This window comes from Rathayibacter sp. AY1F2 (genome assembly GCF_002930885.1).
GTDB lineage: Bacteria > Actinomycetota > Actinomycetes > Actinomycetales > Microbacteriaceae > Rathayibacter.
The window spans coordinates 64,713-90,316 of sequence record NZ_PSVG01000001.1; the positions used below are offsets into that span (position 1 = coordinate 64,713).

Consider the following 25,604-nt stretch of genomic DNA (forward strand, 5'->3'; position numbering starts at 1 on the left):
GCCCATCCTCGCATCCCGCATCGGAGGGGCCGCGTCCCCACGCCCGGGAGCAGCGGGGCCCCGCGGTGGGAGGAGCGGTCCGGCCGCCGGGTACGGTACCGGCATGCCCCGTCCGCGTCGCCGCCCGTCGCCGTGGGACGCCGTCAGCAGGGCCCTCGGCCGCCTCGCCGACTCGCCGATCGCGCTGTCCGGCCTGGTGCTCCTGATCGTGTGGGGAGTCGTGCTGCTCGCCACGCAGGCCGGACGCGATGCGGCCGCGCTCGGCGACGGCCTCCTGCTGACGCTCGCGGTCCTCGTCGGCGGCTCGGCGTCAGTCGCCCTCGTGATCGGCGGGGTCGACGCCCTCTGGCGCGTGGCGGTGGCACCGCTCGCCCACGTCGAGGCGGAGGCGACCGGCGGCGTCGCGGTCCTCGGACGCGGCCGGCTCGGAGCGGGCCTCCGTCGGGTCGAGCCGCGGTTCCCGCTGCCGACGCTGCGGCCCTACGCGGTGGTCGTGCCGCGCCGCCGGGGACTGACCGTCTCCTTCGGCGACTGGGGCGTCGTCGTGCCCTGGGTGCGGATCGCGCGGCTGGAGCGGCGGTGGGTGCTGGTGGGCCTGCGTCCGCGCGAGGCCCTCGAGGTCGTCCTGGCCGGCACGCGGCGCGGACGCCTCACGCTGGTCCTGGTCGAGTCGCCCGGACCGCTGGGCCTCCGGCCCGCGCCGGAGACGACGCTCGCGCTCCTCGAGAAGCGGATCCGGGGACGCCTGGAGGAGGACGCGGAACCGCCCGCGTGGGGCGCGCCCGGGCGCGACAGGACCCCGGGCCGCTGAGGACGGTCGTCCTCCGCGGGACCGGGGTCCCGGTGGGCGGCTACGCGTCGAGCGAGAAGTCGGCGCCCAGCAGCTCGAGCTTGGTGAGGAAGTTCTCGTAGCCGCGGCTGATGATGCCGACGTTCGAGACCGTCGAGGTGCCCTCGGCCGAGAGCGCCGCGATCAGGTGCGAGAAGCCGCCGCGCAGATCCGGCACGACGATGTCGGCGCCGTGCAGCTTCGAGGGTCCCGAGATCACGGCCGAGTGCATGAAGTTTCGCTGCCCGAAGCGGCAGGCCTGCCCGCCGAGGCACTCGCGGTGGATCTGGATGGTCGCGCCCATCTCGACGAGCGCGTCGACGAAGCCGAAGCGCTGCTCGTAGACGGTCTCGTGCACGATCGAGACGCCCTTGGCCTTCGTGAGCGCCACGACCAGCGGCTGCTGCCAGTCGGTCATGAAGCCGGGGTGCACGTCGGTCTCGATGATGACCGGCTTGAGCTCGCCGCCCGGGTGGTAGAAGCGGATGCCGTCCTCGGCGATCTCGAACGCGCCGCCGACCTTGCGGAAGACGTTGAGGAAGGTGGTCATCTCCTGCTGGCGGGCGCCGCCGACGAAGATGTCGCCGTCGGTCGCGAGGGCCGCGGCCGCCCAGGAGGCCGCCTCGTTGCGGTCGAAGAGCGCGCGGTGGGAGTAGCCGGTGAGCCGGTCCACGCCCTCGATGCGGATCACCCGGTCGGTGTCGACCGAGATGATGGCGCCCATCTTCTGCAGGATGTTGATCAGGTCCATGATCTCGGGCTCGATCGCCGCGCCCGAGAGCTCGGTGATGCCGGAGGCGCGCACCGCGGTCAGGAGGACCTGCTCGGTCGCTCCGACGCTCGGGTAGGGCAGCGACACCTTGGCGCCGTGCAGGCCCTCGGGGGCCGACATCCGGATGCCGGAGGGCAGCTTCTCGATCACCGCGCCGAAGTTGCGGAGGACCTCGAGGTGGTAGTCGATCGGGCGGTCACCGATGCGGCAGCCGCCGAGGTCGGGGATGAACGCCTCGCCCAGGCGGTGCAGCAGCGGGCCGCAGAAGAGGATCGGGATGCGGCTGGAGCCGGCGTGCGCGTCGATGTCGGCGAAGTGCGCGGACTCGACGTTGGAGGGGTCGAGGATCAGCTCGCCCACCTCGGCGCCCTGCTTCACCTTGACGCCGTGGACTTCGAGCAGGCCCTTCACGACGCGGACGTCGCTGATGTCGGGCACGTCGCGGAGGGTGGAGGCGGTCTCGCCGAGCAGCGCCGCGACCATCGCCTTGGTGACCAGGTTCTTGGCCCCCTTGAGCTCGATCCGGCCCACCAGCGGTCGCCCGCCGTTGATGGTGATCCGCTCGGTCGTCATTCCCACCCGTGCTCCCGACGCCTTGGCGTCCTGCAGGGCCTTGGCGTCCTGAAGAAGTGTGTTCACGCTATTTCACCGGCAATGTCTTGGGCCGCCAGCTCTCGCGGCGGGTCTCGAATTCGGAAATGAGCGCTTCGTCGCGCAGGGTCAGGCCGATGTCGTCCAGGCCCTCGATCAGGCGCCATCGAGTGTAGTCGTCGATCTCGAAGTCGAAGGTCTCGCCACCGGCGGTGACCGTACGCGCAACCAGATCCACCGTCGGTTCTATTCCCGGGGTGCCCTCGATGATCTCCCACAGCCGCTCGACGTCGGGCTCCGAGACGACGGCCGCGAGCAGTCCCTGCTTGCCGGCGTTGCCCCGGAAGATGTCGCCGAAGCGGGGGGAGATGACGACCCGGAAGCCGAAGTCGCGCAGCGCCCAGACGGCGTGCTCGCGGCTGGAGCCGATGGCGAAGTCGGGGCCGGCGACGAGGATGCCGGCGCCGCGGTAGCGCTCCTGGTTGAGGACGAAGTCCGCGTCCTGCCGCCAGCCGTGGAAGAGCGCGTCCTCGAAGCCGGTCTTCGTGATGCGGCGGAGGTAGATGCCGGGGAGGATCTGGTCGGTGTCGACGTTGGCGCGCTTCAGGGGCGCGGCGATCGCGGTGACGGTCTCGAACTTCTGCACGGTCAGACTCCTGCTCTCTCGCGGACCGGCTCCAGATCGGAGGGACTGGAGAGGGTGCCGCGCACGGCCGTGGCCGCGGCGACGAGGGGCGAGACGAGGTGGGTCTTCGCCCCCTTGCCCTGACGACCCTCGAAGTTGCGGTTGGACGTGGAGGCCACGCGCTCCCCCAGGACGAGCTGGTCGGTGTTCATCCCGAGGCACATCGAGCAGCCGGCGAAGCGCCACTCCGCGCCGAACGCGGTGACGATCCGGTCGATCCCCTCGGCCTCGGCCTCGAGCCGCACCCGGGCGGAGCCGGGGACGACCATCACGCGGACGCCGGGGGCCTTGGTGCGCCCCTCGACGACGGCAGCGAAGGCCCGCAGGTCCTCGATCCGCGAGTTGGTGCAGGAGCCCATGAAGACCACGTCGACCGGGATCTCCTTCATCGGCGTGCCGGGCTCCAGCGCCATGTACTCCAGCGCTCGCAGAGCGCTGGCGCGCTCGTTCGGATCGTCGAGGACGTCAGGGTCCGGTACCGCCTGCGAGAGCGAGACGCCCTGGCCGGGGTTCGTGCCCCAGGTGACGAACGGCTCGAGCGCGTCGGCGTCGATCACGACCTCGGCGTCGAACACGGCGCCCTCGTCGCTCGGCAGCGTCCGCCAGTAGGCGACCGCGGCGTCCCAGTCCTCGCCCGCCGGAGCGTGCGGGCGGCCGTGCAGGTAGGCGAAGGTCGTCTCGTCCGGCGCGACCATGCCGGCCCGCGCACCCGCCTCGATCGACATGTTGCAGATCGTCATCCGGCCCTCCATCGAGAGCGCGCGGATCGCGGAGCCGCGGTACTCGAGGATGTAGCCCTGGCCGCCGCCGGTGCCGATGCGGGCGATGACCGCGAGGATGATGTCCTTGGCCGTCACCCCCTCCTTCAGCGTGCCCTCGACCGTGATCGCCATCGTCTTGAAGGGTTGCAGCGGCAGCGTCTGCGTCGCCATCACGTGCTCGACCTCGCTCGTGCCGATGCCGAAGGCGATCGCGCCGAACGCGCCGTGCGTGGAGGTGTGCGAGTCGCCGCAGACCACCGTGACGCCGGGCATCGTCAGGCCCAACTGGGGGCCGACGACATGCACGATGCCCTGCTCGACGTCGCCCAGGGAGTGCAGGCGGACGCCGAACTCGCCGGCGTTGCGGCGCAGCGCGTCGATCTGGGTGCGGCTGATCGGATCCTCGATGGGGCGTCCGATCTCGAGGGTCGGCGTGTTGTGGTCCTCGGTGGCGATGGTGAGGTCCGGCCGGCGCAGCGGGCGCCCCGCGGCACGCAGGCCGTCGAACGGCTGCGGGCTGGTCACCTCGTGCAGCAGGTGCAGGTCGATGTAGAGCAGGTCGGGAGCGCCGTTCTCGCCCGCGACGACGACGTGGTCGTCCCAGACCTTCTCGGCGAGGGTGCGCGGCTTCTCGGCTCTCCTGCCGGTCCCTGCTCCACTCGACGCGGGCGCGGCTGTGCCGGGTGTGGTCTCGATCATGACGGTTCCTTCTCCTCCTGGAGTCGCTGCTCGGCCGGGCGAGGCACCGCGACGAGGGAGGCCGTCAGTTCGAGGTCTCGTCGCGGCACGGAAGGAGGCGCGGGCCACTCAGCATGGACCGAGAATAGCACCGCGCTCCCCCGCCTCCCGGGCGGGCGAGGCACGGAGTCGCCCGGCTCAGGCGCGGGCGTCGAGCACGGCGTCGACGACGACGACGGTGACGTTGTCCCGTCCGCCGGCCTCGACCGCCGCACGCACGAGCGCCTGAGCGAGGTCTGCAGGGTCGCCGGAGTCGCGGCGGGCGAACAGGGCGGCGATCCGCTGGTCGGAGAGCTCCTTCGTCAGCCCGTCGGAGCAGAGCAGGTAGCTGGCGCGCGGCACGACGGGCAGCGTCCAGACGTCCGTCTCGACCTCCTCGTCGGCGCCGAGGGCGCGGGTGACGATGTTGCGGTCGGGATGCGACTCCGCCGACTCGGGGGTGAGCAGGCCGGCCGAGACGAGCTCCTGCACGGCGGAGTGGTCCACCGTCAGCTGCTGGAGTTCGGCACCGTCCCAGCGGTAGACGCGGGAGTCCCCGACGTTGAACAGCGCCCAGCGGGCCGGGCCCGCGGGCTCGGGGAGCACGAGCATCAGCCCGGTCAGCGTCGTGCCGCAGAGCGCACCGCCCACGTCGAGCGCGCGCACGGCCGTGTTGGCGCCCTCCACCAGGTCGAACACCGCGTCCACCGGACCCAGGCTCGTCGGCCGGTTCTCGCGCAGCGCCTCGACGGCGGCTGCGCTCGCGAGGTCCCCTCGTGCGTGCCCGCCCATCCCGTCCGCGACTGCCAGGAGCAGCTCGTCGGCGAGGAGGGCGTCCTCGTTGACGCGGCGGACGGCGCCGACGTCGGTGCTGCTGCTGACGGCGAGCCGCAGCGCCCCCTGGGGCAGGTCGACCGTGGTCGTCGTCATCGCGGGATCACTTCTCCTCGGCGGAGGACCGGGCGTCGTCCGCGACGACCTCGGGGTGCCCGTCGTGCAGCTGGATGTGGCGGTGCTCGCGGCGCATCTTCGCCAGGCTCGCCAGCGTCGCCACGGTCATGCTCAGCAGGATGACCACGAGCGAGGTGATCGTGTCGATGTCCCACACCGGCACCGGCTCGCCCCCGTTGAGGAAGGGCAGGTCGTTCTCGTGCAGGGCGTGCAGGACGAGCTTCACGCCGATGAAGGCGAGGATGAACGCGATCCCGTACTTGAGGTAATCGAGCTTGTCGATCAGCCCGCCGAGCAGGAAGTAGAGCTGGCGGAGCCCCATCAGCGCGAAGACGTTCGCGGTGAACACGATGAAGGGGCTCTCGGTGATGCCGAAGATCGCCGGGATCGAGTCGAGCGCGAAGAGCAGGTCGGTCGAGCCGATCGCGAGGAACACGATCAGCATCGGCGTGAAGTGGCGCGTGCCGTCGATCGTGGTGCGAATCCTGGAGCCGTCGAACGAGTCCGAGATCTTGACGCGGCGGCGCAGGAGCCGGATGAGCAGGTTGTCGGTGCCCTCGTCCTCGTCCTCCGCGCCGAACGCCTGGTTCCAGGCCGTGTAGACCAGGAACGCGCCGAAGAGGTAGAAGATCCAGCTGAAGCTCTCGATGAGCTGCGCGCCGAGCAGGATGAAGACGCCGCGGAAGACCAGCGCGATGATGATGCCCACCATCAGCACCTCCTGCTGGAGCTTCGCCGGCACCGCGAAGCGGCCCATGATGATGACGAAGACGAACAGGTTGTCGACCGAGAGGCTGTACTCGGTCAGCCAGCCTGCGACGAACTGGCCGGCCAGCTCGCCGCCGCCGAGGATCAGCATCAGCAGCGCGAACACGAGCGCCAGCGACACGTAGAAGCCGACCCACAGCCCCGACTCCTTCAGGCTCGGCACGTGCGGGCGCTTGTAGACCAGCAGCAGGTCGGCGGCGAGGATCAGGCTCAGGACGACGAACGAGCCGATCACGAACCAGACGGGCAGATCGAGCATGAGGGCCTTCCGAGTGGGTGGGGGCCGAAAGTCTCTCCCCGGGGAGCGGACGGCCGTGCCGGTCCGCGTCACCCGTCCCGCCCCCGGCGCCGCGCAGGGGCGGTGCGTACTGACGGGAGCGGAAAGGCGGGATACTCCCCTTCGCGGATGCGATCCTAGCGCCGATCCGGCGGGATGCGGCCCCGGGGAGGCGGAGCGGGAACGAGGCGATCGGCGCGATGCGTCGAGCGGGTGCCGCGTGGCGAGCACCCGGGTGTTAAACGAGAAGAACCCCCGGTCAGACCGGGGGTTCTTCTCGTGTTGCCGTGGTGACCCCAGCGGGATTTGAACCCGCGTTACCGCCGTGAGAGGGCGACGTCCTAGGCCGCTAAACGATGGGGCCGCGTTTTTGCAACTCGAAGAGTGTTGCACACGGATCCGCATCGACGCAAATCGAGCGCCCGGCCCATCCGGTCTCCGCTCGGCCCCGGCCTTGCCCGCCGCCCGCCGAGGCGGTTGGCTCGGGGCATGAGACTGACGAAACTCGAGCACGCCGCCGTCCTGATCGAGGAGGACGGCGCCCGGCTGGTGATCGATCCGGGGTCCTTCACCCGGCCCGTCGAGGGGACGACCGACACCGTCGCCGTGGTGCTCACCCACGAGCACACCGACCACTGGACCCCGGAGCAGCTGCAGCGCCTGCGCGACGCGGCCCCGTCGCTGCGGATCCTCGGCCCGGCCGGGGTCGCCGCCGCCGCCGAGGGCTTCGACGTCGAGACGGTCGCCGACGGCGACCTGGTGACGGTCGGCCCGTTCGAGCTGCGCTTCTTCGGCGCCCGCCACGCGGTGATCCACCGGAGCATCCCCGTCATCGACAACGTCGGCGTCCTCGTCGACGGCCGCGTCTACTACGCCGGCGACTCCTTCACCGTCCCCGAGGGCGTCGACGTCGAGGTCCTCGCGGCCCCGTCGGGCGCGCCGTGGATGAAGATCGCCGAGGCGATGGACTACGTGCTCGAGATCGCGCCGCGGCACGCCTTCGCGACCCACGAGCAGGTCCTCTCGGAGGCGGGACGCGCGCTCGGCCACGACCGGCTCGGCTGGGCCGTGCGCGAGGGGGGCGGGGAGTACCACGCGCTCGAGCCCGGCGACGTGCTCGAGCTCTGACGCCGGGGACGACGACGGCCGGGTCGGGGGCGAGCCCCGGCCCGGCCGTCGTCGCGATCCGCTACCGGATCAGTAGTACTCGCCCTGGCGGTAGTCCCAGGAGTTGAACTGCTCGGCGAGGTTCAGCATGATGCGCTCGTAGTCGAGGCCGCGGCGGATCAGCACGGGGCCCGGGGTGATCGAGCGCTCGCCGCCCTGCACGGGGATGAGGGCGCCCGAGGCGTCCACCATCGAGACCATGACGCCCTGCTCGTGGCGGGAGTCCTCGTCCTTGTCCGGCTGGATCGAGGAGACGTAGGAGTCGGCCGAGACGATGACGTCGGCCTCGTTCTCGATCCGCTCGCCGATGTTCGCGACGCGGCCGCGGTTGCCCACGCCCGAGGGGTTGGCCGAGCTGGCGAAGGTGAGGGTGCGGTCGCGCTCCCACATGGTGGCGACCAGCTGCTCGGCCGGGCGGCCGAAGCGGATGACGAAGCAGCTGGTGCCCCGTCCGTCGCGGACCAGCTCGCGGGCGTCCTCGTCGATCAGGTCGACGGCCTCGGCCTTCCACGGGAGGATGCAGCCGAGCAGGACGTCCTGGTCCCAGTGCTTCTGGTAGAAGGCGAGGACCTCCTCGTTGAGCTCGGCGAGCTCGGTGAGCTGCTCGATGCTGGAGCAGAGCACGACGCCCGGCTTGTTGCGGTTGCGTTGCTTGGCCGAGAACTTGCGCTCGAGGCCCGCTCCGTCGGTCGTCATCAGGATGTAGCCGACCTTGGTCGCGCAGACGACCAGTCCACCGGGGGCGTAGAGCGCGTCCACCGCTTCCGCAGGAGCCTGCTCACGCCATTCGATCACCGTCGTGCTGGTCATTCTTTCCCTTTCGTGGTGTCCAGAGACGCCATGGGCGGGGCCCCGGCCGAGCGGAAGCCTAGCGGATCGCCTCCCGTCGTCCGCGGCGGTGATGCCGCGAACGGACGCGCACCGGGCTCCGGATCGACTCCGGTGCCCGGTGCGCGCCCGTCCGCGCCGCGCGCGCCGACGGGACGGCTCAGGCGAGGGCCGTGAGCGAGCCTCGCGCGAGCGTGTTGACGGTCAGATGGAAGCCGACCAGCGAGGCCGGAGTCGACTCGTCGACCGGCAGCGTCGGCACTCCGAGCGCGTGCACCGTGAAGAGGTAGCGGTGCGGGCGGTCACCGGGCGGCGGGGCCGCACCGGCGTAGGCGAGCGACCCGAGGTCGTTGAGCGCCGGGCGCCCCACTTCCGTCGAGCCGGCGGCCAGCTCGGTGACCTCCTTCGGGATGTCGACCAGGACCCAGTGGTGGATGCCGCCGAGGGTCGGCGCATCGGGGTCGAACACGGTCACGGCGTACGACTGCGTGCCCTCGGGGCCGGCGCTCCAGCGCAGGGACGGGCTGGTGTCGCCGCTCCCCTGGGCCTCGGCGAGCCGCTCGCCGTCGGTCACGTCGTCGCTGGACACCTCCAGGGGCGCCGTCGCGGGCAGGAAGTCGAGCGGGTGCGGGGGCGTGCTCCTGGTCAGATCGGTCATGTTGTTCTCCTTCTCTCTCAGTCGGTGACTCGGCCGCGGACGCCGTCGAGCCAGTAGTCGGAGTGGCGGTCCGCGGTCGCCGCGTCGCGGAACGAGTACGTCTTCAGCAGCCAGCGGAAGCGGGTCTTGTCGCGGTCCTGGACGTCGACGAGCTGACGGCTGTGCAGGCCGTCCTGGTTCGCGATGATCAGCAGGTCCGCGTCGCGGATCCGGTGGTACTGCTCGCTGACCTTCGAGAGCGCATCGCGGAACTGCCAGAGCGCCCACAGGTGCGGCAGGTCGTCCGGGTCGGCCGGCACCGTCCGGGTGTCGTAGTAGCGGAAGCTGTGCTCGTTCTCGAGCAGAGCGTGCTGGTCCGACACGATCTGGTTCTTGTTCTGGGCGCGCGAGAGCTCGTCGAACGGGGTGATGTAGACCGCCTCGCGCAGGAGCGCCTGGTTCTCGGGTGAGATGAAGCGCAGGATCTCGCGGCCGTCGACGTACTTCGTGTAGACGAGGTCGGTCTCGGGCGTGCGCAGTCCCAGGAGCGAGATGAAGTCGGCGCGCACCGGGTGCGCGGTCCGCTCGTTGTGCCAGTACAGCTCGCCGTCGGTCTTCTGCGTCTGGGTGTTCGAGAAGCGGTTGTCGGCGTAGACGTCCTGGAAGAAGTCGCCGTTGTTGCGGGTGGCGTACGCGAGCAGCGGCGAGCCGAGGTACTGCGACTGCAGCTCGAGCAGGCCCTCGCCGACGAACGTCAGCTTCTTGCGGTACTTGTCCTCGAGCGCGTCGTCCTGGTCGAGCCAGGGGATCTCGTCGTCGACCGGGTTGTTCGAGATCAGGTGCGCGTAGGTGATCTTCTCGTCGCGCTCGCGCCGGATGCGGGCGAGCGCGTCGACGAAGCCCTGCGGGACGTCGCCGCTGTCGATCAGCGCGGCGATCGCGTCGCGGAAGCGGTCGTAGTCCTTGTAGGGGTCGATGGCGACCGCCAGCAGCGACTGCTGGAGGGTCGATCTGTCGGAATCGGACAACGTGTAGATGGGCTGCATTGCTTCACTCCTTGCACGTGGATGAGGGACGCCGCCGGCGGGCTCGTCCCGGACTTCCTCTGTCACTCCGCTTCCGCGGTGACGGCCCTCCTCTCCTGTCGTCGCATCGAGACGGCCCCGATCGTCTGCGCGAGGACCGCGAGGACGACGAGGACGATGAGGGTCGGCGCGGTCCCTCCCGTGAGGGGGACGAGTATCCCGGCGCCGACGAGCAGGACGGCCTGGAGGATCCCCTGGTTGCGCTCCAGTCCGCGCATCACCGCGACCCGGGCGCCGTCCTCGAGCCCGTTCATCGCCGGCGCCAGGGCGATCATCGTCGCGGGCCGCACGAAGCCGCCCGCGATCCCGAGCAGGGCCAGGCCGGCGATCGCGGCGCCGAGCACCCCGAGGGTGGTCAGGGCGAGGCCCAGCACCTGGGTGAGCGCCGTCAGCCGGAAGACCAGGGGCGTGCCGGCGATGAGCGGCGAGAGCCGGGCGGCGGCCAGGCCGGCGAGCGTGTAGAGGCCGAGCACCAGGCCGAACGCGGGCAGCGTCAGACGCAGCTCCTGGAACAGCAGCAGCGGGATCACGAAGGTGTAAGCGGCGAGCAGGACGGCGCGGTTCACGGAGTAGTAGAGGGACCAGAAGCGCACCGCGGCGGGCAGGACGGCCGGCCGCACGGCGCGCGCCGCCACTCCCGAGGCGGCGTTCGCGCCGAGCGGCAGGCGGGCAAGGAGCACCACGGCCAGCGCGGCGCACGACACGAGCGCGCTGAGGAGGAACGGCAGCCGGTCCCAGAGCGCGAGCGAGGCGGCCCCGAGCACTCCCGCGCCGAAGGAGGCGAGGAACATTCCGCTCTGCACCCGCGTCTCCTGGCGGCGAGCATCGGCTCCGGCGCGCAGCGAGGAGGCCAGCGCGGCGTCCCGCCCGGCCGTCAGCGAGAAGCCGCAGCCGGCGAGCAGCTGGCTGATCACGACGGCGACCGGATCCGCGTCCAGCACGATCACGACGAGGCCCAGTGCCTTCACGCCCTCGCCGACGACGAGCGCGCCCGCCGAGGACAGGCGGCGTGTGAGCGGCGAGAGCGGGCCGTCGGCGAGCGCCGCCACCACTCCGTAGAGCGCCAGCAGCAGCGCCACGGCCAGGATCGGGTAGCCCCGCGCCAGCAGGAACACCGCGACCACGGGCAGGTGGAAGTAGGCGCGCGAGACGATCCGGTAGACCGTGATCAGCCCGGCGGCGCTGCGGCCGCGCGGGGCGTCCCCGCGCCCGAGGTCAGACAAGGGAGGGCACGACGACGCGCAGTGCGTCGGCGCCCACGTCGCCCTGACGGACGATCGACGCGCCGCCCACGAGGGAGACGATCGTGCTGCTCATCGTGGAGTCGGGGGCGGTGGTGCTGCGGATCAGGTAGTCGCTGTCGCCGCCGAGGTGCTCCGCGGCGAGGTCGAAGTCGACGAGTCCGGTCGACACCGTGCCGCTGATGTTGGCGGAGGTGGCCGCGAGCGGCAGGCCCGCGAATATCGAGAGCAGGTTGATCGGGGCGCTGAGGTTGTGCACGACCGACACCGTGTCCTGGCCCGAGGTGACCCAGTCCGGGACGACGGGCTTGCGGCGCAGGATGACGTTCAGCGGCCCCGGCCAGAACGCTGCGACGAGCGCGTCCATGTCGGCCGTCTCCGGGGCGAAGGCCCAGGTCGCCCAGTCGCGGGGCGCGGAGACGAAGAGGGTGAGCGGCTTCGCGCCGTCCCGCTTCTTCATGTCGTAGAGGCGGAAGCAGGCGCTGCGCGAGAAGGGGCTGGCGAACACGCCGTAGTTCGTGTCGGTCTGCGCGATGACGGTCGCGCCCTCGCGGAGCTCCTGCCCGACGCGCCGGAGCTCGTCGAGATCGGTCGCGTCGATGATCTGTGCCGTCATGGGTAGTGCTCCTGCTGCGCTCGGGCGCGTCCGGGCGGGGCCGGATCGCGTCGCTGTCGTGTGGCCCGCTGACGGCGGCGCCCCACGGAGGGCGCCTGGCGGGTCGGACGGCGGAGGCCGTCCGGATGCGGGTGACCACGGAGGAGAGATGCGGCTGCGTCCTCCCCCCGAGGACGTCTGCCCGGTGAAAGTAGCAGGGTGCGCATCCGGCCCGCGTGTTCGCGACGCTGCATGACGAAGGAAGTCGTCGACGTCGGGGAGCAGGGTCGGGGATCGGTATGTTCCGCTGACGCGCCGCATCTCCGCGGCGTTCTCCCGGCTCCGCGGATCCGCGCGATCGTCCGTCTGGCGGCGCACCACGGCCGGGGCTGGACGGCTCGCGGCGACCCGGTCTCCGGGCCCTCCCGCTCCTCGACAGAAGGACCGCCCATGACCGACTACTGGCCCGTGCTCCTCATCCTGCTCACGATCGTGGCCGTCGTGGTCCTGATCGTCGTGCTGAAGGTCGAGCCGGTGATCGCCCTCCTCGTCTCGGCCCTCGGGCTCGGCCTCGTCTCGGGGCAGGGCGGCGAGGGGACGGTGACCGCGATGACGTCCGGATTCGGCGCGGTCCTCGGCGACATCGGCCTGCTGATCGCGCTCGGCCTGCTGCTCGGATCGCTCCTGGAGGCGCTGGGCGTGGCCCCGCTGCTCGCCCGCTGGCTCGTGAAGCGCTTCGGTCGGCGCGCGCTCCCGGTCGCCTACGCGCTGACCCTGGGCGTCGCCTTCCCCTCGATCTACTCCGACGTGCTGGTCGTGATGAGCGCACCGCTGACTCGTCTGGCCTCGCGGGGGCTCGGTGCCGGTGGCTACGGGCTGCTGGCCGGCTCCTCCATCGTCGGGATGATCGTGGGCGTGGTCTTCGTCGTCCCCGGAGCCGCCGCGCTGGCCACGGCAGGCATCGCGGGCGCTCCCCTGCCGTCGATGGTCGCCATCGGCGCCCCGCTGGGCATCGTCACCATCGTGCTGACCGTGCTGGTGTACAGCGCCCTGGTGAAGCGCGGCGGCTGGCGGGACGAGCGCGACCTCGAGGGCGGGGCGGTCCCGGGGCCCGCTCTCGAGCCCGAGGCGGGCGCGGCCACGGGAGGCACGGCGCTCGCGACGCGGCGGGTGCCGCTCGCGCTGGCCGTCGCTCCGATCGCCCTCACCATCGTGCTGATCGCCGCGAACTCGCTCACCCAGCTGGCCGAGCTCGACGTCCCCCTCCTGCGGTTCCTCGGCGACGCGCACATCGCGCTGCTGGCCGGCTTGGTGCTGGCCTACGCGACGGCACTGCGGACGCTCCCGAAGGGCGCCGTGGCCACGGCACTGGGCGGAGCACTGACCCGCAGCGGCCCGATCGTCGTCCTGACCGGGGTCAGCGGCAGCCTCGCCGCCGTGGTCGGAGGAACCGGGGTCGGCGACGCGCTCGCCGGCGCCTTCGACGGGCGGGCCCTCTCGCCGATCCTGCTCACCTGGGTCGTCGCGGCCGTGCTGCACGCGGCGATCGGCTCGGTCTCGACGGCCGCGATCACCGCGGTCGGCATCGTCGCCCCGCTGATCCCCGTGCTCGACGTGAACCCGGCGCTGATCGCCCTGGCCGCCGGCTCCGGCGCGCTCTTCCTCGGGATGGTCAACGCCAACGCGTTCTGGCTCTTCAAGTCCGTGCTCGGCCTCACCGTGCGGGGCACGTTCACCGCCTACTCGCTGACGCTCTCGATCGCCTCGGTGATCTCGCTGCTGGCGCTGCTGGTGGCGGGAACGTTCGTCTGAGCGTCGGCCGGCCCCCACGAGGCCACGCTCGCGAGGTCGGCGCCGAACTCGACCCGGAGGCGCACGGGCGCGCCCCCGCGCAGCACGCCCGGCAGCCAGAGGCGGGCGTCATCCCACATCCGCTCGAACGGCACCTCCTCGACCGGGACGAAGGCGGCGGCGAGCTCGCTCGACTCGGTGACCTCGCCGGTGACGCGGCGGCAGAGGAAGACGTGCGAGCGCTGGCTCCAGGCCGGCCGGTGCGGGAAGGAGTAGTCGAGCACGCCGCGCGGCTCCAGATCGGCCGCTCGGGCGACGAGCCCGGCCTCCTCCTGCAGTTCGCGGACGGCGGCGGCGACGGGCGACTCGCCGGGCTCGAGCTTGCCGCCGGGAGCGACCACGCGCCCCTCGCCGAGGCCGCGGCGCTTCCGGCCGAGCAGCACCTCCGCGCCCCGCGGGCCGTCGCGGAGGACGTAGACGACGCAGACCTCGGGCAGCCCCACCGCGCACCTCCGCTCCGGCGGGCCGGGGGCCCGGCACCGCCGTCGTAGGCTAGCCCGGTGACGACGACCGCGCTCGAGCGCTTCCAGGCCCTGCTGCGCGTCGACACCGTGTCCCACTCGGACGAGTCGGCGACCGACTGGAGCCGCTTCCACGCCTTCCGGGAGCTCGTCGCCGAGCTCTACCCGGCGCTGCACGCGGCGCTGGAGTCCGAGACGGTCGCCGGCCACTCCCTCCTCTGGCGCTGGCGGGGCGAGGAGCCGGGCGAGCCGGCCGTGCTGATGGCCCACTACGACGTGGTCAGCGTGACGGCGGCGGAGTGGTCGCACGACCCGTTCGCGGCCGAGACGGTCGTCGCCGCGGACGGCCGCACCTCCGTCGTGGCGCGCGGCGCCCTCGACGACAAGGGCTCCCTCGTCGCCCTCCTCGAGGCGGTCGAGGCGGCCGTCCTGCGGGGCGAGCGGCCCCGGCACGACGTGTACCTCCTCTCCACGCACAACGAGGAGACGGCGGGCGACGGCGCCCCCTCGGTCGTCGCCCTGCTCGGCGCGCGCGGGGTCCGCCCGCGCCTCGTGCTCGACGAGGGCGGGAACGTGCGGCGCGGCATCCTGCCCGGAGTCACGACCCCCCTCGCCGTGATCGGCGTCACCGAGCGCGGGATCATGAACCTCGAGCTGACCTGCCGCGACGTCGGCGGCCACGCCTCCGCTCCGCCGCCCCCGCCCGGGCTGCTCGCCACCCAGCGGCTCGCGAGGGCGATCCACCGCTTGACCGAGAACCCGTTCCCCTCGACCCTCCCGGAGCCGATCGCCCAGCTGGTGCGCGCGGCGGCCGACCACGCGGACGCGGCCCACGCCGTCTGGTACGCCCGCCCGCACGAGCACCCGGACGCCGTCGTCGGCGCGCTCGCCGCCCACTCCAACCGCTCGGCCGCGATGCTGCGGACGACGGTCGCGATCACCGAGCTGCGCGGCAGCACCGGGGCGAACGTCCTCGCCTCCAGCGCCAGCGCCACCGCGAACGTGCGGATCAACCCGGGCGGCACCGTGGCGGGCGTGGTCGAGCGCATCCGCGCCGTCATCGACGACCCGGAGGTCGAGGTCGAGGTGAAGGTCGCCCACGAGCCCTCCCCCGTCTCCCCCACGGGCGAGCCCGGCGACGGCGGGCCGTACGACCTGCTCCGCGCGGTCGTCCAGGAGTCGTTCCCGGACGCGGTCGTCGCCCCCTACGTGCAGACCGGCGGCAGCGACGCCCGGCACTTCCACGCCATCAGCGACCACGTCTACCGCTTCATCCCGTTCGAGATCAGCCCGCGGCAGCAGCTCGGGATCCACGGGGTCGACGAGTCGGTCGAGGCCGACCAGTTCGAGCGCGCCATCGAGTTCTACGCGCGGCTGCTCGCCCGGCTCTGATCGCGGCGGTCCTCCGGGGTCCGGGAGGACCGCGCAGCGACCGGCAACCTGGGAGAACCGTTCGATGACGCGCCGACCGGTGTTGGCCCGGAGTTCACCCCGCGATGATGGACTGGTCTCAGCGGGGTCGCCTCCGCTGGAGCAGTGCGCAAGTGCCGACGCCGGGTCGCGTGATCCGGCTCCCGCCGATCGTGGAACCCGAGGATCATGTCCCTCCGCCAGGCCGAGTACCCCCGGCCCAACCACTTCATCCTTCACCTGAGCGACACCCACTTCATCGCCGGAGACGGCGGCCTGTACGGCTCCGACGTCGACAGCGAGGCCCAGCTGCGGCTCCTGTTCGACGAGCTGGAGGCGTCCGGCGGACGTCCGGAGGCCATCGTCATCACGGGTGATCTCGCCGACAAGGGCGAGCCGGAGGCGTACGCGAAGCTGCGCGCCGTCGTCGAGCCCGCAGCCGCACGCCTCGGCGCCGGGGTGATCTGGGTGATGGGCAACCACGACGACCGCGGCGCGTTCCGCTCGGGGTTGCTCGACCAGCTCCCGACCACGCAGCCGGTCGACCGCGTGCACGACGTCAACGGGCTCCGGATCATCGCGCTGGACTCCACCGTGCCCGGCGCCCACTACGGCGAGATCTCGGACGCGCAGCTCGACTGGCTGGCGGAGGAGCTCTCCAGCCCGGCCCCGCACGGCACGATCCTCGCGCTGCACCACCCGCCGGTGCCGAGCGTGCTCGACCTCTCGGTCCTCGTGGAGCTGCGCGACCAGCCCGCCCTCGCGGAGGTGCTCGAGGGCTCCGACGTCCGCAGCATCATCGCGGGCCACCTGCACTACTCGTCGACGGCGATGTTCGCCGGCATCCCGGTCTCGGTCGCGTCGGCCACCTGCTACACCCAGGACCTCAACGTGCCGGTGGGCGCGACCCGCGCCCGCAACGGCGCCCAGGCGTTCAACCTGATCCACGTCTACGACGGCACGGTGCTGCACTCGGTGGTGCCGATCGGCGCCTCGACCGAGGTGTCCTACGTCTCGGCGAGCGAGACGCAGCGGATCCTCGCGGACCACGGCGTCGAGATCGCCGCGGCGACGGCGGCCCCCGTCGCCCGGGACGAGGAGCTCTACCCGCCGCTCGTGGAGCGGGTGGGCGTCAGCGCGTAGCGACGCGACGGGGAGTCGGGGTCGCCCCGACGCCTCCGGGCGCCGCGTCGACCGCGTCCTCGGACACGGCCGGCGGTGTCAGCGCCCGCCGGCGCGGTCCCGCGCGAACAGCCATCCGGCGAACGCCAGCGCCGCGGCCAGCGCGACGCCCACGCCGACGCCCGCTCCCACTCCGATGCCCGGGAACACGAGCGAGCTCGCCAGGCCGAGAAGCAGCCCGGCAACCGCTCCCCCGACGGCCCAGCCCACGGTCAGACCTCGCGCTCCCACGGAGCCGGGATCGGGTAGTACTCCTCGAGGAACCCGATGACGGCCTTGGTGCGCGCCTCCGCCGAGATCTCGGGGAAGCTGCCGTCGTTGAGGCAGAAGAAGTCGACTCCGCGGTTCTTGAGGAGCTTGCGCATGTCCTTCAGCCCCTGGTGCATCGTCGTGTCGACGTACTTCACCGAGGCGTTCTCCTGCACGACCGCGCGGCCGGTCATCAGCGCGTAGTAGTGGTAGAGCGAGTTGGTGACGGAGACGTCGCTCGCGGAGCGGAAGCGGCTCGCGGCGGTCGCGGTGAACTCCGGCTCGAACTCGGCCTCGAGCTCGGCCATCACGGTCTTGCGGAGCGGCGTGGCGGCGTGCTCGAGGTGACGGGTCGTCATCGCGCCGAAGCGCTCGCGGAGCAGGCGCCGGTTGACGCGGGCCGCGTTCTCGAAGCCGCTGCGGGAGGCGTTGGAGTCGCCCATGCCGATGCGCGTCGTCGCCTCGATGAACTTCGTGATGCCCCCGGGCGAGAAGAAGATCGACGGGTCGACCGGGCGCCCGAAGAACATGTCGTCGTTGGAGTAGAGGAAGTGCTCCGCCAGCCCCGGGATGCGGTGCAGCTGGCTCTCGACCGCGTGGGAGTTGTGCGTCGGCAGCACCGAGAGGTCGCGGAAGTGGTCCTCGCTGCGCACGAGGGTGACGTCCGGGTGCTCGTCCAGCCAGCGCGGGCGCGGGGAGTCGGTGACGATGTAGATGTGCCGGATCCACGGCGCGTACATGTAGACGCTGCGCAGGGCGTACTTGAGCTCGTCGATCTGGCGGAAGCGCGCCGGAGCGTCGTCGCCCTCGCCCACCACGTAGCTCGCCATGCGGGCCGCACGGGCGCGCTGGAACTCCAGGTCGGTGCCGTCGACCCACGAGAAGACGATGTCCACCTCGAAGCGGATGTCGCTGACGAGCGGCTCGAACATGCCCTCGAACGTCGGCCAGGTGCGGCCGTACGCCTCGACGTGGGCGTCGATGGCTTCGGCGACGGGGAGGCTGTTGCGCATGAGCGCGTTCTCGGCGGGAGTGATGATCTCCTCCTCGCCCACCTTCCACAGCTCGAGGCGGACGCCGCTGCGGGCGCCGTAGCGCAGCGATCCCGTCGAGGAGACGCGCGGGCGGAAGAGCTTGAAGACGGAGGCGCGCGGGTACGGCGCGAGCACGCCCTCGGCCAGGAGCTGGGGCGGGGTGCCCCGCTTGTCGACCGTCTTGGCGTAGAAGGGCTCGGTCGCGAAGGCACGCGCCAGCAGCGTGGCCAGCTCGGCGCCGAGCACGCGGTCCACCGCGAGGAAGGGCGAGCCGTCGGTGCCGCGGATGAGGCGGTAGGGGAATTCGGCGGCGTCGAGGACCTCGCCGATGGCGATCAGGTCCTCGGTCCAGGCCGCGCGGGGCGTCGTACTCGAGTTCACCAGCGAGAACAGGCCGGCATGGACCACGACGTCGTCGCGGTCGAAGTGGCGCGGGCGCAGGAGCGGTGACGGAAGAGCACGGACGGAAGGCATGATTCACATTATCCGCCGTGGATTTCGTCCGTGTGACCGGGCCGTCGGCTTGACAGCGACCGCGGGGCCGCACGGTCAGCGCGAGAGCGACCCCAGACGGTCCCCCGCCTTCTCCGCGGCCTTCGCGGCCCGCCTGGCGCGGTGCCGCTCCTCGGCGGCGACGACCCCCAGCGCGAAGGCCCCCTCCCCGCTGCGATCGGCCTCCTTCAGGATCAGCGCACGGGCGGCGAGCGCGTCGCGCTCCTCCCCCAGGGCGTCGGCGAGGTCCTCGCCCGCCTCGGCGAGCGAGCGGCGCCGGGCGCCGACGGCCTCGGGGACGACCGCCCGCCACGCCTCCACGGTGTAGCGGAGCCGCTTCGCCGCCTTCCGCAGGTCGTGACGAGCCTCGAGCGAGCCGCCGGCCGCCGCGGAGCCCGCCGCGGAGATGCGCGCGAGGTCCTTCGCGACGGAGCGGCGCACCAGCGCCGTCGCGCTCGAGCCCGCCCGCGCGGTGCGGGGCGGATCCGCGAGCAGGGCGTCGAGCGAGGCGAGGAGCGCGAGGTAGCGGCCGCCGCGCAGAGTGCGGTCGACGCGGCGCAGCGCCGAGGCGTGCCGGTGCTCGATCTCCTCCAGCAGGGCGGTGGGGGTGCTCGGGGCGCCCTCGACGGCCGCCAGGGAGGTGCGGAACCGCTCGGCGAGCACCTCCTGGTCGCGGGCCGCGCCGAGGACCCCTCCCAGCCAGCGCAGCTCGTCCCGCACGGGGTCGGTCGCCGCACGGTCGAGCACGGAGCGGGAGGCGGCGAGGACGGACCGGAGCCGGCGCGCGAGCACGCGCATCCGGTGCAGGGCGTCGTCGGCCTCGAGGCGCACCCGCGGGTCGACGGCGCGCAGCTCGCGCAGGAGCGAGCGGACCGCGGCGAGCGCCGCCTCCCCGCCGTTCCGCGGATCCGGGACCGCCTCCTCGATCGGGCCGCCGGTGGCCCGGGCGAGCTTGGAGGCGCTGGCGGCCGGGCGGGCGCCCGCGGCGAGGAGGCGCTGCTCGATCGCGTCGAGGACCCGCTCGCCCTCGTCCCCAGGGACGTCGACGAGCTCGACCTCCCACTCCCTCCAGCGCCGCTCGCGGCCGGTGCGCTGGTCGCGCGCGGTCACCAGGTCGTCGGCGATCTCGGCGAGCTCCCGCCCGTGGGAGTCGAGGGCGCGGGTGATCGAGCGGACCGTCTCGAGCAGCGCCAGCGGCTCGAGCGGCGCGCGCCCCACCTGCCCGAGCACCGGCTCGCGGACGGCGGACGGGACCGTGCGCGAGGCCGTGAGCTCCGCGTGGATCTCGGTGCGGCCGGAGGAGCCGGGCAGCTTGACGTGCCAGCCCTGGTCGGATCCGCCCTCGCGGCGGCGCAGCGTGATCCGCGCCCGGGACAGAGCGCGCTCGGCGGTGTCGAAGTACTCGGCGCGGAGGGTCACCGGCTCCTCGGTGCGGACGCTCGCGACGCTCCCGGTGCCGGTCAGGTCGGGCAGCCGGGTGCCCGCGTCGACGTCGTACTTGCGCTCGACCTCGGTCTGCACTCTCCGCGCACCGCCCGCCCGGGACGTCGCCGACTCGTTCTCCGCACCGCTGGCCATGCTCCATTGTGATCACGCCCGGCGCCGCTGCGGCACCCCGGGCGGCCAGGGGCGCCCTCGCCCTAGGCTGGAGCGATGACCGCGCCCGTTCCGCCCGTCGCCCGCCGCGTCCCCCTCGAGCGCCGCCACCACGGCGACGTGGTGGTCGACCACTACGAGTGGCTGCGCGAGAAGGAGAGCCCCGAGGTGATCGCGCACCTCGAGGCCGAGAACGCGTACACCGAGGCGGTGCTGGCTCCTCTCGCTCCGCTGCGCGAGCGCCTGTTCGAGGAGATCCGCTCGCGGACGAAGGAGACCGACCTCTCGGTCCCCGTCCGGGAGGGCTCCTGGTGGTACTTCTCGCGCTCCTACGAGGGCCGCCAGTACGCCGTGCACTGCCGAGCGCCGATCAGCGGGCCGGACGACTGGACGCCGCCGTCGATCGCCGAGGGCGGTCCGCTCGAGGGCGAGCAGGTCGTCCTGGACGGCAACGCGGAGGCGGAGGGGCACGACTTCTTCTCGCTCGGCAGCTTCGACGTCTCGGCGGACGGCCGACGGCTGCTCTTCGGCACCGACGTCGAGGGCGACGAGCGCTACACCCTCCGCATCCGCGACCTCGAGACCGGCGAGGACCTGCCGGACGTCATCGAGGGGACCGGCGGCGGAGCGACCTTCGGCGCGGACGCGCGCTTCGTCTTCTACCCGACCGTCGACGAGTCCTGGCGCCCCGACACGATCTGGCGGCACGAGGTCGGCGCCGGGACCCCGGACGAGGTCGTCTTCGCCGAGCCCGACGAGCGCTACTGGATCGGCGTGAGCCTCACCCGCAGCCGCCGCTTCCTCGTCATCGAGATCGGCAGCAAGATCACGAGCGAGTGCCTGCTGCTGGACGCGTCCGACCCGACCGGCTCCTTCCGCTCGGTGTGGCCGCGCCGAGAGGGCGTGGAGTACGAGGTCGAGCACGCGGTCGTCGACGGGCACGACCGCCTGCTGATCGTGCACAACGACGGCGCCCTCGACTTCGAGATCGTCGAGGAGCCGGCCGACCTGTCGCTCGACGCCGACGCCCGGGCCCGCGAGCGCCGCGTGGTGGTGCCGCACCGCGAGGGTCGCCGGATCGAGGGCGTCGACGCCTTCGCCGGGCACGTCGTCGTCTCGTACCGCGCCGACGGAGCCACCCGGCTCGGGCTGCTCCGCGAGGACGGCGCCGGAGCGCGGCTCGAGGAGATCGTCTTCGACGAGCCGCTCTACGACGCTGGCCTGGCGGGGAACCCGGAGTGGGAGCAGCCCTCCCTCCGCCTCGCCTACACCTCGTTCGTCACCCCCTCGACCGTGCTCGCGCTCGACGTCGCGACGGGCGAGCGCACGGTGCTCAAGCAGCAGCCGGTGCTCGGCGACTACGACCCCGCGCTGTACGTGCAGAGGAGGGAGTGGGCCGTGGCGGAGGACGGCACGCGGGTGCCGCTCTCGCTCGTCTGGCGCCGCGACGCCGCCGATCCGGACTCGGCCCCCGCGCCGCTCCTCCTCTACGGCTACGGCTCGTACGAGGCGAGCATCGACCCTGGCTTCTCGATCGCGCGCCTCTCGCTGCTCGACCGCGGCGTCGTCTTCGCCGTCGCGCACGTCCGCGGCGGCGGGGAGATGGGCCGCTCCTGGTACGAGAACGGGAAGACGCTGGCGAAGCGGACGACCTTCACCGACTTCGTCTCCGCGGCGCGGCACCTGGTCGACGCGGGCTTCACCTCTCCGGCCCGCCTGGTCGCGCAGGGAGGGTCGGCCGGCGGCCTGCTGATGGGCGCGGTCGCGAACCTCGCCCCGGAGGCGTTCGCGGGTGTCCTCGCGCAGGTCCCGTTCGTCGACGCGCTCACCTCGATCCTCGACCCGTCGCTCCCGCTCACGGTGATCGAGTGGGACGAGTGGGGCGACCCGCTGCACGACGCCGAGGTGTACGCCTACATGAAGTCGTACTCGCCCTACGAGAACGTCCGCGAGGGCGTGCAGTACCCCCGGATCCTCGCGACGACGAGCCTCAACGACACCCGGGTGCTGTACGTGGAGCCGGCGAAGTGGGTGGCCAGGCTCCGCGAGGTCGGCGCTCCCGCGCTGCTGCGCACCGAGATGACAGCGGGACACGGCGGAGTGAGCGGACGCTACGAGCGCTGGCGCGAGATCGCGTTCGAGTACGCCTGGACGCTGGACGTGCTCGAGCTGGCCTGAGCGCCCCGCCGCAAGCCCCTCCGCCCGTCGTCCGCGGCCAGTAGGGTTCGGGGTGCCGACGGAGGGAAGAGCATGAGCGCAGGCCTGTCGATCGACCGCATCGCCGCATGGGTGGCGGACCAGAGGTGGTACGCGAGCAAGGGGCGGCGCCCCGAGCTGGAGGTCCGCGGCGCCTGGTCGCTGCACCCCGGCGAGGCGGAGGTGGTGGACCACCTCTTCATCGACCGGGCAGGCACGAGCCCGGTGCTGTATCAGGTCCCGGTGACCGTCCACGCGGCTCCGGTGCCCGGGCTCGAGGACGCCCTCGTCTACTCCGACGACTCGCACTTCGTGTACGACGCTCCACGGGACCCGGTGTTCGCCCGCGCCCTGCTCGGCATGATCGCCGACGGCGGCCGCTCCGACGAGGACGGCGCCCAGGGCGGCGCCCGCGCCGAGGGCCACCGGCAGCCGGGTGCCGCGATCGGGGCGTTCGCGTCCTCGAAGGTGCTCAGCGGCGAGCAGTCGAACACCTCGGTGATCGTCCGCACCACCGCCGACGACGGATCCGACGCGACCCCGGTGATCGTCAAGGTCTTCCGCGCCCTCCACCACGGCGACAACCCGGACGTGACGGTGCAGTCGGCGCTCAACGCCGCCGGGAGCGCCCTCGTCCCGCCCGTGATCGGCAACGTGACCGGCGAGTGGGACGACGAGGGCGAGGAGACGGGCCGCGCCTTCGGGCACCTCGCCTTCGCGCAGGAGTTCCTCCCCGGGGTCCAGGACGCGTGGCGCGTCGCCCTCGAGGCGGTCGCCGCCGACTCCGACTTCACCGGACCCGCCCGCGAGCTGGGCCGCGCCACCGCCGAGGTGCACGCGACGCTGGCGGAGGTCATGCCGACCGAGGACACCACGTCCGAGGTCGTCGAGCGGATGGTCGCGGCCATGCGCCGTCGCCTGCGCATCGCCTCGGCCGAGGTCCCCGTGATCGCCGAGGACTCGGAGGCGATCGAGGCCGTGTTCCGCGCCGCCGAGACCGCGCCGTGGCCGAGGCTCCAGCGCATCCACGGCGACTACCACCTCGGGCAGGTCCTGTCCGTGCCCGATCGCGGCTGGGTGCTCCTCGACTTCGAGGGCGAGCCGCTGCGGCCCATGCACGAGCGCCGTCTTCCCGACGTGGCGCTCCGCGACGTGGCGGGGATGCTGCGCTCCTTCGACTACGCGGCGGGTGCGCACGAGCAGGCCGAGCCGGGCGCCTCGAGGGCGGCGTGGGCGGCGGCGAGCCGTGCCGCGTTCCTCGAGGGCTACGCCGAGCAGGCGGGCGACGCGGTCACCGCGCACCGGGCGGTGCTCGACGCGTTCGAGCTCGACAAGGCCGTCTACGAGGCGATCTACGAGGCGCGCAACCGGCCGGAGTGGCTGTCGATCCCGGTCGCCGCGGTGCAGCGCCTCGCCGGACGCTCGTAGGGTGGCAGGCATGAGCGACGACACCGACGACAAGAAGCCCCTGGACCCGCTGAGCGACTTCAGCATCCCGGGCGACACCGATCTGCACACGACCGGCGACGCCTCGGGCGCGGACGGCGACGAGGTCGCGGAGCCCGGAGCGGACGAGGACTGAGCCGCCTGCTCTGCGGGGCCGGCCGTCGGCTCGGCTCCGCGGAGCCGGCGGCCGGCCTAGCCCAGCGGGGCGAGCGGCTCGACCGCCGGCCCCTCCAGCACCGTCCCGTCGGCTGCGAAGCGGGAGCCGTGCAGCGGACAGTCCCAGCTGCGCTCCGAGTCGTTCCAGGTGACGATCCCGCCCAGGTGCGGGCACACCGCCGACACCGCGCAGCGCCTCCCCTCCACGGTGGAGACCGCGACGGGCTGCAGGCCGTCGCGGGCGAGCGAGCCCTGGCCCTCCGCCGGCACCACCCCGGCCGAGCGGGGCGCGCGGAGCGCTGCCGACCAGCCGCGGGCGTACCAGGCGCCCACCGCCAGCCCGGCGCCGAGCCCCTCCGCCATCACCCGCGGCAGCGTGGGCCGGCGGTGCAGCGTCCTCGCCCAGGCCGGCGTCCCGCCCTCGAGGTCGGCGACGAGCGTCATCGCGGCCTGCACCGCGTTGGTCATCCCCCACTTGTCGTAGCCGGTCGCCAGGAAGATCCGTCCGCGGCCCCGCGGCAGCCAGCCCACGAACGGCACACGGTGGAACGGCTCGTAGTCCTGGGCGCTCCACTGCGCGACCGGCTCCGCCCCCGGGAAGGACCGCCGCGTCCAGGCGACCAGGTCGTCCACCGCCTCCGAGGTGACGGGCCTGCGCCCCACGGGGTGGCCGTTGCCGCCGATCAGGAGGAGCCGCTCGCCGTCGCGCTCGGCGTCGCGCACCGAGCGGGACGGCTCGTCGACCGAGAGGTACATGCCGTCGGGGATCGGCACGTCGGTGCGGAACGCGACCGCGTACGAGCGCAGCGCGGCGATCTTGGCGAAGTACAGGCCGCGGTCGAGGATCGGCGTCCCCGTGAGCAGGTAGGCCCGGTCCCCGGTCACCGGGCCCGCGCTGGTGCGGACCCGGACGGGAGCGGTCGCTCGCATCCCGAGGGCCCGGACGCCCTGCACCAGGGTGCCCCCGGCGGCGCGGAAGTCGGCGGCGAGCGCCGTGAGGACGTCCATCGGGTCGAACTGGGCCTGGTCGTCGAGGGCGACGGCCGCCGTGCTGGGGAACGGCACGTCGAGCTCGCCGACGAGGCGGGTCGCGAGGCCGAAGCGGCGCGCGGTCGCGTGCTCCTTCAGGACGGCGTCCACGCCCTCGGGCGTCTGCGCGTAGCTGTAGGCGGTGCGCCTCTGCACCGGCACGCCCGCGCCCTCGCAGTAGTCGAGCAGCCAGCGGAAGCCCGCGAGGTTCGCCGCGACGTAGGCCTCGGTCACCGCGGGGATGTTGCGCTCCGCGATCCGGGAGAGGTGCGCTCCCTGCAGGAGGCTGAGCTTCGCCGTCGTGTTCCCGGTCGTGACCGCGCCGACCTCCCGCGCCTCCAGCACCAGCACGCGCCGGCCGGTCCGCTGCAGGAGGAGCGCGGTGACCAGCCCGGTGAGTCCGGCGCCGACCACGACGTCGTCGTAGTGCGCGCCCGGGACGAACTCGTCGGAGGGGATCGGAGCCGCGCCCGCCCGCCAGAGGGAGCGGGGCCGCGGGGCCGTCGTGGTCGTGTCCTCCGGAGTCATCGGGAGTCCCTCCGTTCAGGGGCCGGACGGCCCGCGATCGACGCTACGCGGAGCCTCCGGGACCGTCACG

Annotated in this window: 23 protein-coding genes and 1 tRNA gene; 8 read left to right on the top strand and 16 right to left on the bottom strand. The window is 72.8% G+C overall.

Annotated elements, in window-relative coordinates:
- Positions 1–103: 103 nt before the first annotated feature.
- Positions 104–811 (top strand): hypothetical protein, encoded by a 708-nt coding sequence (locus tag C5C54_RS00290; RefSeq protein WP_104287566.1) that lies wholly within the window; start codon positions 104–106, stop codon positions 809–811.
- Between the two features lie 40 nt (positions 812–851).
- On the opposite strand, the gene murA is transcribed toward C5C54_RS00290, so the two are convergent.
- From murA to C5C54_RS00320, 6 genes are all read right to left on the bottom strand, one after another.
- Positions 852–2,174 carry a UDP-N-acetylglucosamine 1-carboxyvinyltransferase gene (gene murA / locus C5C54_RS00295; protein ID WP_181027099.1) on the bottom strand — a complete coding sequence of 441 codons (1,323 nt, stop codon included), beginning with the start codon at positions 2,172–2,174 and terminating at the stop codon, positions 852–854.
- Positions 2,175–2,241: 67 nt separating this feature from the next.
- Positions 2,242–2,838 carry a 3-isopropylmalate dehydratase small subunit gene (gene leuD, locus C5C54_RS00300; RefSeq protein WP_104223089.1) on the bottom strand — a complete coding sequence of 199 codons (597 nt, stop codon included), beginning with the start codon at positions 2,836–2,838 and terminating at the stop codon, positions 2,242–2,244.
- 2 nt (positions 2,839–2,840) lie between these two features.
- Positions 2,841–4,337 carry a 3-isopropylmalate dehydratase large subunit gene (leuC, locus tag C5C54_RS00305; RefSeq protein WP_104223088.1) on the bottom strand — a complete coding sequence of 499 codons (1,497 nt, stop codon included), beginning with the start codon at positions 4,335–4,337 and terminating at the stop codon, positions 2,841–2,843.
- Positions 4,338–4,514: 177 nt separating this feature from the next.
- Positions 4,515–5,285, bottom strand: a complete 771-nt coding sequence (locus tag C5C54_RS00310) for a PP2C family serine/threonine-protein phosphatase (protein WP_104223087.1) — start codon at positions 5,283–5,285, stop codon at positions 4,515–4,517.
- Between the two features lie 7 nt (positions 5,286–5,292).
- Positions 5,293–6,333, bottom strand: coding sequence for a TerC family protein (locus C5C54_RS00315; protein WP_104287567.1), 1,041 nt, complete (start codon positions 6,331–6,333; stop codon positions 5,293–5,295).
- Positions 6,334–6,639: 306 nt separating this feature from the next.
- A tRNA-Glu gene (locus tag C5C54_RS00320) sits at positions 6,640–6,715 on the bottom strand.
- 125 nt (positions 6,716–6,840) lie between these two features.
- Here C5C54_RS00320 and C5C54_RS00325 point away from each other — a divergent pair.
- Positions 6,841–7,479, top strand: coding sequence for an MBL fold metallo-hydrolase (locus C5C54_RS00325; protein ID WP_104287568.1), 639 nt, complete (start codon positions 6,841–6,843; stop codon positions 7,477–7,479).
- A gap of 69 nt (positions 7,480–7,548) precedes the next feature.
- On the opposite strand, the gene C5C54_RS00330 is transcribed toward C5C54_RS00325, so the two are convergent.
- From C5C54_RS00330 to C5C54_RS00350, 5 genes are all read right to left on the bottom strand, one after another.
- On the bottom strand, positions 7,549–8,328 hold the full coding sequence (locus tag C5C54_RS00330) for an L-threonylcarbamoyladenylate synthase (RefSeq protein ID WP_104223084.1): 780 nt from the start codon (positions 8,326–8,328) through the stop codon (positions 7,549–7,551).
- Between the two features lie 178 nt (positions 8,329–8,506).
- Positions 8,507–9,004, bottom strand: a complete 498-nt coding sequence (locus tag C5C54_RS00335; protein WP_104223083.1) for a YbhB/YbcL family Raf kinase inhibitor-like protein — start codon at positions 9,002–9,004, stop codon at positions 8,507–8,509.
- Positions 9,005–9,021: 17 nt separating this feature from the next.
- A complete protein-coding gene (locus C5C54_RS00340) occupies positions 9,022–10,029 on the bottom strand; it encodes a TauD/TfdA family dioxygenase (RefSeq protein WP_104287569.1) in 1,008 nt (335 codons plus the stop codon).
- Between the two features lie 62 nt (positions 10,030–10,091).
- A complete protein-coding gene (locus tag C5C54_RS00345; RefSeq protein ID WP_104287570.1) occupies positions 10,092–11,291 on the bottom strand; it encodes a hypothetical protein in 1,200 nt (399 codons plus the stop codon).
- Positions 11,284–11,925, bottom strand: coding sequence for an L-threonylcarbamoyladenylate synthase (locus C5C54_RS00350; RefSeq protein ID WP_104225616.1), 642 nt, complete (start codon positions 11,923–11,925; stop codon positions 11,284–11,286). The genes C5C54_RS00345 and C5C54_RS00350 overlap by 8 nt, the downstream gene beginning before the upstream one ends.
- Before the next feature lie 429 nt (positions 11,926–12,354).
- On the opposite strand from C5C54_RS00350, the gene C5C54_RS00355 reads away from it, so the two are divergent.
- Positions 12,355–13,716, top strand: a complete 1,362-nt coding sequence (locus C5C54_RS00355; RefSeq protein WP_181028702.1) for a GntP family permease — start codon at positions 12,355–12,357, stop codon at positions 13,714–13,716.
- On the opposite strand, the gene C5C54_RS00360 is transcribed toward C5C54_RS00355, so the two are convergent.
- The gene (locus tag C5C54_RS00360) at positions 13,644–14,198 is read right to left on the bottom strand and encodes an 8-oxo-dGTP diphosphatase (protein WP_181072714.1); all 555 of its coding nucleotides are present in this window, start codon (positions 14,196–14,198) and stop codon (positions 13,644–13,646) included. The genes C5C54_RS00355 and C5C54_RS00360 overlap by 73 nt on opposite strands.
- Positions 14,199–14,255: 57 nt before the next feature.
- On the opposite strand from C5C54_RS00360, the gene C5C54_RS00365 reads away from it, so the two are divergent.
- Positions 14,256–15,608, top strand: coding sequence for a M20/M25/M40 family metallo-hydrolase (locus C5C54_RS00365; RefSeq protein WP_104287572.1), 1,353 nt, complete (start codon positions 14,256–14,258; stop codon positions 15,606–15,608).
- Between the two features lie 207 nt (positions 15,609–15,815).
- Entirely contained in the window at positions 15,816–16,769 is a 954-nt protein-coding gene (locus C5C54_RS00370; protein ID WP_104287573.1) for a phosphodiesterase, read from the top strand.
- Between the two features lie 78 nt (positions 16,770–16,847).
- On the opposite strand, the gene C5C54_RS17530 is transcribed toward C5C54_RS00370, so the two are convergent.
- The 3 genes from C5C54_RS17530 to C5C54_RS00380 all read right to left on the bottom strand — a co-directional run bounded on the left by C5C54_RS17530 (position 16,848) and on the right by C5C54_RS00380 (position 20,161).
- Positions 16,848–17,039, bottom strand: coding sequence for a hypothetical protein (locus C5C54_RS17530; protein WP_104237889.1), 192 nt, complete (start codon positions 17,037–17,039; stop codon positions 16,848–16,850).
- On the bottom strand, positions 17,021–18,565 hold the full coding sequence (locus C5C54_RS00375; protein WP_104225612.1) for a stealth family protein: 1,545 nt from the start codon (positions 18,563–18,565) through the stop codon (positions 17,021–17,023). Before C5C54_RS00375 ends, C5C54_RS17530 begins: the two co-directional genes overlap by 19 nt.
- Before the next feature lie 75 nt (positions 18,566–18,640).
- Positions 18,641–20,161, bottom strand: a complete 1,521-nt coding sequence (locus tag C5C54_RS00380) for a CYTH and CHAD domain-containing protein (RefSeq protein WP_104268503.1) — start codon at positions 20,159–20,161, stop codon at positions 18,641–18,643.
- Positions 20,162–20,236: 75 nt separating this feature from the next.
- Between C5C54_RS00380 and C5C54_RS00385 the strand changes: the two genes are divergently transcribed.
- The 3 genes from C5C54_RS00385 (at position 20,237) to C5C54_RS17795 (ending at position 23,957) form a co-directional block, all read left to right on the top strand.
- Positions 20,237–22,357, top strand: coding sequence for a S9 family peptidase (locus C5C54_RS00385; RefSeq protein WP_104287574.1), 2,121 nt, complete (start codon positions 20,237–20,239; stop codon positions 22,355–22,357).
- 72 nt (positions 22,358–22,429) lie between these two features.
- Positions 22,430–23,803 (top strand): phosphotransferase, encoded by a 1,374-nt coding sequence (locus tag C5C54_RS00390; protein ID WP_104287575.1) that lies wholly within the window; start codon positions 22,430–22,432, stop codon positions 23,801–23,803.
- A 10-nt stretch (positions 23,804–23,813) separates the two neighbouring features.
- A complete protein-coding gene (locus tag C5C54_RS17795; RefSeq protein ID WP_159914626.1) occupies positions 23,814–23,957 on the top strand; it encodes a hypothetical protein in 144 nt (47 codons plus the stop codon).
- 56 nt (positions 23,958–24,013) lie between these two features.
- Here the strand turns inward: C5C54_RS17795 and C5C54_RS00395 are convergent, their stop codons facing one another.
- Positions 24,014–25,534, bottom strand: coding sequence for an FAD-dependent oxidoreductase (locus tag C5C54_RS00395; protein WP_104287576.1), 1,521 nt, complete (start codon positions 25,532–25,534; stop codon positions 24,014–24,016).
- Between the last annotated feature and the right edge of the window lie 70 nt (positions 25,535–25,604).